Here is a 3,759-nt window from a genome sequence, read left to right as displayed (position 1 = left end):
GGTGGGCACAAACCGGGCCACCGGGCCGCACCGCCCACCCCGCGCCGCCAGGCGCGGGCACCCTCACCGGCGGTCAGCCGGAACGCGACGGGCACCCGGACAGGCGCTCCCGTTACCGGGCCGCACCGCGTCGTACCCCCTGGCCGGCCAGGACGAGCAGGCCGCCCAGCAGCCACACCGCCCCGACCGACTGCGCCGTCCGCGCCGCCGTCACGATCACCGCGATCACCACGGCCAACCCCAGAAGCGGCACCACCACGTGCCGGGCCAGGCCGCGCCCGCCGCGTCGCGCGAACCACCCCATCACGGACAGGTGCAGCAGCCCGAACGCGACGAGCGCCCCCACGTCCACCACCGACACCAGCCGGTCCAGCCCGTCCGCCCGCCGCGCCGCCCATACCGCCGCGAGCAGCGTCACCGACGCCGCGCCGAGGACGGCGAGGCGGGGGACGCCCGAGGCGCGGTCCACCTTCGCGAGGCGGCCCGGGAGGCGGCGGTCGCGGGCCATCGCGAAGAGGAGGCGGCCCGCCGCCGCCTGGCCCGCCAGCGCGGCGAAGGCCGCGCCGATCGCCTTGCTCGCCGCCACCAGGTGGTGCAGCCACAGGCCCGTCGCCGCGTCGACCGTGTCGTAGAACGCCGCGCCCTGGCCCGCCGGCCGCGCCGCCAGCTCCGCCGGGGACATGGGGGCGAGCAGGGCCGCCAGATAGCCCTGGAGGACGAAGAGGGCGCCCGCCACGACCAGGCACGTGACGACCGCCCGCGCCACCTTCGGCGAGCCGCCCGCCGACTCCTCGGCGAAGGACGCGATCGCGTCGAAGCCCAGGTACGACAGGACCGCCACGGACACCGCCGACAGGACCGCCCCCGCGTCGAAGCCGCCCTCGCCGGTGAAGGGCGTCAGCCAGCCCCGGCGGGGGCCGTCCTGGGCCAGGGCGATGACCGCTGTCACGACGAAGACCGCCAGCACCGCCAGTTCCATCGCCAGGACGACGAATCCCACGGCTGCCGCCGCCCTCACCCCCCACAGGTTCAGGCCCGTCGTCACGACCACCGCGGCCGCCGTCCACACCCACTGCGGCACCGCCGGGACGAGCGCGTGCATCGCGATGCCGGAGAAGAGATAGGCGACCGCCGGGATCAGCAGGTAGTCCAGCATCGCCATCCAGCCCGCGATGAACCCGGGGCCCTCGCCGAGCCCCACGCGCGCGTAGGTGTAGACCGAACCCGCCTGCGGGGCGACGCGCACCATGACCGCGTACGAGTGGGCCGTGAAGGCCATCGCGACCGTCGCCACGACGTAGACGAGCGCCACCGCCCCGTGCGACTTCGCCGACAGCGTGCCGAGGACGCCCACCGGTGCCATGGGGGCGATGAACAGCAGGCCGTAGACCACGAGGTCGCGGAAGCCGAGGGCGCGATGGAGCGTGCCCTCGTCGGCGAAGGGGGGAGGGGTGGCCATGGGGTCAGTATTCGGGCGCCCCGACCCGGCGGCATTCGGGCGCCCCGGCCGGGCGGCGGCCGGGCCACGCCGGTGGGGGCGGGCCCTTACGATGGACCGCATGACAGCTACCCCCGCCCGCAAGGTTCTGCTCGCCGCCCCCCGTGGCTACTGCGCGGGCGTGGACCGTGCCGTGATCGCCGTCGAGAAGGCCCTGGAGCAGTACGGCGCCCCGGTCTATGTGCGGCACGAGATCGTGCACAACAAGTACGTGGTGAAGACCCTGGAGAAGAAGGGCGCGATCTTCGTCGACGAGACGGCCGAGGTGCCCGAGGGCAACATCGTCATCTTCTCCGCCCACGGTGTCGCCCCCGTCGTGCACGAGGAGGCCGAGCGCGGCAAGCTCGCCACCATCGACGCCACGTGCCCCCTGGTGACCAAGGTCCACAAGGAGGCCATCCGGTACGCCAAGGAGGACTACGACATCCTCCTGATCGGTCACGAGGGCCACGAGGAGGTCATCGGGACCAGCGGCGAGGCCCCGGAGCACATCCAGCTGGTCGACGGGCCGGAGGACGTGGCCAAGGTCGAGGTGCGCGACCCGGACAAGGTCGTGTGGCTGTCGCAGACCACGCTGTCGGTCGACGAGACCATGGAGACCGTCGGCGCCCTGCAGAACAAGTTCCCCAACCTGCTCTCCCCGCCGTCGGACGACATCTGCTACGCCACGCAGAACCGCCAGATCGCCGTCAAGCAGATGGGCGCCGAGGCGGACCTGGTGATCGTGGTGGGGTCGAAGAACTCCTCGAACTCCGTGCGGCTGGTCGAGGTGGCGCTGGGCGCCGGGGCGCGCGACGCCCACCTGGTCGACTACGCCGAGGAGATCGACGAGGCCTGGCTGGAGGGCGTGCACACGGTGGGGCTCACCTCCGGCGCCTCCGTGCCCGAGATCCTCGTCGAGGGCGTGCTGGAGTGGCTCGCCGCCCGCGGTTACGAGGACGTCGAGACCGTGAAGGCCGCCGAGGAGTCCATCACCTTCTCCCTCCCCAAGGAGCTCCGCCGCGACCTGCGGGCCGAGGCCCAGGCGGCCGTCGAGGGGTGAACCCTCCCGTCCACGCCTACGCTGCTGGGCATGGACGTATTCGGCGTGGACATCGGCGGATCGGGCATCAAGGGCGCACCGGTGGACCTGGCGCGCGGTGAGCTCTCGGAGGAGCGCTTCAAGGTGCTCACGCCGAAGCCGTCCACGCCGGACGCCGTCGCCGACTGCGTCCGGCAGGTGGTCCGGCACTTCGGGCTGCCCGTCGGGCCGGTCGGCGTGACCTTTCCCGGCGTGGTGGTCGGGGGGACGACCCGTACGGCCGCGAACGTCGACAAGAGCTGGATCGGCCGGGACGCCGCCGGTCTGCTCGGCGAGAGCGTCGGCGCGCCCGTGACCGTGCTCAACGACGCCGACGCCGCCGGGGTGGCCGAGATGGTCCACGGGGCGGGACGGGGGCGTACGGGCACGGTGATCGTGCTGACCTTCGGCACGGGCATCGGCAGCGCGGTCTTCATGGACGGCCGGCTGGTGCCCAACACCGAGCTCGGGCATCTGGAGCTGCACGGGCACGACGCCGAGACGCGGGCGTCCACACGGGTCAAGGAGGAAGAGGACCTCAGCTGGAGCCGCTGGGCCAAGCGGGTGAGCCGCTATCTCGCCCATGTGGAGATGCTCTTCTCGCCCGAGCTGTTCGTGATCGGCGGCGGGGTGAGCCGCAAGGCGGAGAAGTTCCTGCCGCTGCTGGACGGCGTCAGCGCCGAGGTCGTCCCCGCTCAGCTGCAGAACAACGCGGGGATCGTGGGGGCCGCGATGGCCGCCGCTGCTGCCGGATCCGTTCCCGCCGCCGCAGCCTGACCAGGAGGACCCGGCGGACGAGCGCGATCAGCGCGGCCAGCAGGGTGCCGGAGTAGAGCCAGCCGGCGTTCAGTGAGAGCAGGGTCACCAGGCTCATCACCCGGCCGCCGAGGCCCCCCGTGCCGTCGCTCAGCGGCAGCGCCCCCACCGCGAAGGCGATGGGCACGCTCACGGGCGCGGTCATCAGCTCCGCCGGGCGCACCCACAGCGCGCAGGCCGCGCTGCCGAGCAGGAAGAACACGCCGTAGATCCGCGACGAGCCGCCCACCAGCGCGTCCAGCCCGCCGATCGTGAGCATGCCCAGGGCCGTGAGCAGCCCGCTGCCCAGCCCGGTCAGCCGGGCGGCCGGCAGGCGGTCCAGCGCGGAGGGGGAGCGGCCGGCGGCGGGCCCCCGCGCGGTGGCGCCCCGCCGCTGGCCGGGGGG

General features: G+C 73.7%; 4 protein-coding genes. 2 read left to right on the top strand and 2 right to left on the bottom strand.

What is annotated here, in order from left to right; genetic code table 11:
* Positions 1-112: 112 nt before the first annotated feature.
* Positions 113-1,459 carry an APC family permease gene (locus K6I33_RS32900; RefSeq protein ID WP_229358314.1) on the bottom strand — a complete coding sequence of 449 codons (1,347 nt, stop codon included), beginning with the start codon at positions 1,457-1,459 and terminating at the stop codon, positions 113-115.
* Positions 1,460-1,559: 100 nt separating this feature from the next.
* Here K6I33_RS32900 and K6I33_RS32895 point away from each other — a divergent pair, with 100 nt between their 5' ends.
* Together K6I33_RS32895 and ppgK are read left to right on the top strand one after the other, a co-directional pair.
* The gene (locus K6I33_RS32895) at positions 1,560-2,540 is read left to right on the top strand and encodes a 4-hydroxy-3-methylbut-2-enyl diphosphate reductase (RefSeq protein WP_229358312.1); all 981 of its coding nucleotides are present in this window, start codon (positions 1,560-1,562) and stop codon (positions 2,538-2,540) included.
* Between the two features lie 30 nt (positions 2,541-2,570).
* Complete coding sequence (gene ppgK, locus K6I33_RS32890) at positions 2,571-3,335, top strand: polyphosphate--glucose phosphotransferase (protein WP_229358311.1); 765 nt, start codon at positions 2,571-2,573, stop codon at positions 3,333-3,335.
* On the opposite strand, the gene K6I33_RS32885 is transcribed toward ppgK, so the two are convergent.
* A partial coding sequence (locus tag K6I33_RS32885) for a DUF6542 domain-containing protein (protein WP_308297361.1) occupies positions 3,232-3,759 on the bottom strand: 528 nt, incomplete at its 5' end. The genes ppgK and K6I33_RS32885 overlap by 104 nt on opposite strands.

The sequence above is a fragment of the Streptomyces sp. UNOB3_S3 genome, from assembly GCF_020740895.1.
Classification (GTDB): Bacteria; Actinomycetota; Actinomycetes; order Streptomycetales; family Streptomycetaceae; genus Streptomyces.
The sequence above is the reverse complement of the archived record's forward strand: the minus strand, read 5'-3'. Positions and strand labels throughout refer to the sequence as shown.

Bases quoted from the DNA above. Each gene is read 5' to 3' on its own strand.
- K6I33_RS32895 (WP_229358312.1), top strand. From the start codon at position 1,560: ATGACAGCTACCCCCGCCCGCAAGGTTCTGCTCGCCGCCCCCCGTGGC.
- ppgK (WP_229358311.1), top strand. From the start codon at position 2,571: ATGGACGTATTCGGCGTGGACATCGGCGGATCGGGCATCAAGGGCGCA.
- K6I33_RS32900 (WP_229358314.1), bottom strand. From the start codon at position 1,459: ATGGCCACCCCTCCCCCCTTCGCCGACGAGGGCACGCTCCATCGCGCC.